This is a genomic window from Vibrio sp. AND4, from assembly GCF_000171815.1.
Taxonomy (GTDB): Bacteria; Pseudomonadota; Gammaproteobacteria; order Enterobacterales; family Vibrionaceae; genus Vibrio.
The window spans coordinates 1-1,496 of record NZ_ABGR01000105.1 but is presented as its reverse complement, the minus strand read 5'-3'; the positions used below and the strand labels follow the sequence as shown (position 1 = coordinate 1,496).

At 49.7% G+C, this 1,496-nt stretch carries 1 protein-coding gene and 1 pseudogene; both read left to right on the top strand.

The window, feature by feature from the left end; translation table 11 throughout:
- A partial coding sequence (gene purH, locus AND4_RS18930) for a bifunctional phosphoribosylaminoimidazolecarboxamide formyltransferase/IMP cyclohydrolase (protein ID WP_009844601.1) occupies window positions 1–874 on the top strand: 874 nt, incomplete at its 5' end.
- 133 nt (window positions 875–1,007) lie between these two features.
- Window positions 1,008–1,496: pseudogene (locus AND4_RS18925) on the top strand (phosphoribosylamine--glycine ligase); the annotation flags it as partial.

Below are 1,496 nucleotides of genomic sequence, written 5' to 3'. Positions count from 1 at the left end.
CGTTGAAGCAAACCCACAAGAAGCATCAGTTTCTACTGCTCGCCAAATCCAAGGTAAAGCACTTTCTTACAACAACATCGCTGACACAGATGCAGCACTTGAGTGTGTGAAAGAGTTCGACGAGCCAGCATGTGTGATCGTCAAACACGCTAACCCATGTGGTGTAGCGCTAGGTGAAGATATCCTAGAAGCTTACGACCGTGCGTTCAAAACAGACCCAACGTCTGCATTTGGCGGCATCATCGCATTCAACCGCGAACTAGACGCAGCAACAGCAACCGCTATCGTTGAGCGCCAATTCGTTGAAGTTATCATTGCTCCTTCTGTTTCTGCTGAAGCGGTAGAAATCGTAGCGGCTAAGAAAAACCTTCGTCTACTTGAGTGTGGCGAATGGACAACTAAGACAACTGGCTTTGACGTGAAGCGCGTTAACGGCGGCCTACTGGTTCAAGACCGCGACCAAGGCATGGTGTCTGAAGATGACCTGAAAGTCGTTTCTAAGCGTCAACCAACCGCTGAAGAGCTAAAAGATGCCCTATTCTGCTGGAAAGTAGCGAAGTACGTGAAATCTAACGCGATCGTTTACTCGAAAGGCGACATGACTATCGGCGTAGGCGCTGGCCAAATGAGCCGCGTTTACTCTGCGAAAATAGCAGGCATCAAAGCTGCAGACGAAGGCCTACAGGTTGAAGGCTGTGTGATGGCATCAGACGCATTCTTCCCATTCCGTGACGGTATCGACGCGGCTGCAGAAGCGGGCATCAAGTGTGTTATCCAACCGGGCGGCTCTATGCGTGATGACGAAGTTATCGCAGCAGCAGATGAGCACGGCATGGCGATGATCTTCACAGGTATGCGTCACTTCCGCCACTAGAAAGAAAAGAAACGAGAGCGCTTCGCTACTGGAAACGGGAACGCTGCGCTCCGAGATGCGCAACACTCTCCTTTCGTGTTGCTCAGACATTTTCTAGTTCTACTACTATCAATTTTGATTGAAGGTTTAAAACATGAATGTACTTATCATTGGTTCAGGCGGTCGCGAACACGCACTAGGCTGGAAAGCGGCGCAAAACCCAAATGTTGAGACTATCTTCGTTGCTCCAGGTAACGCAGGCACAGCACTTGAGCCTAAACTAGAGAACGTAAACATCGCAGTAGAAGACATTGCTGGCTTGGTTGCTTTTGCAAAAGAGAAAGCGGTTGAACTGACTATTGTCGGTCCTGAAGCACCGCTGGTTATCGGTGTTGTAGATGCTTTCCGTGAAGCAGGTTTACCAATCTTTGGCCCGACTCAAGCAGCAGCGCAGCTTGAGGGCTCTAAAGCATTTACTAAAGACTTCCTTGCTCGTCACCAAATCCCAACGGGTGCCTACGCGAATTTCACTGAAATCGAACCCGCTCTTGCTTACGTCCGTGAACAAGGTGCGCCGATTGTGGTAAAAGCAGACGGTCTTGCGGCAGGTAAAGGCGTTATCGTTGCGATGACACTAGAAGAA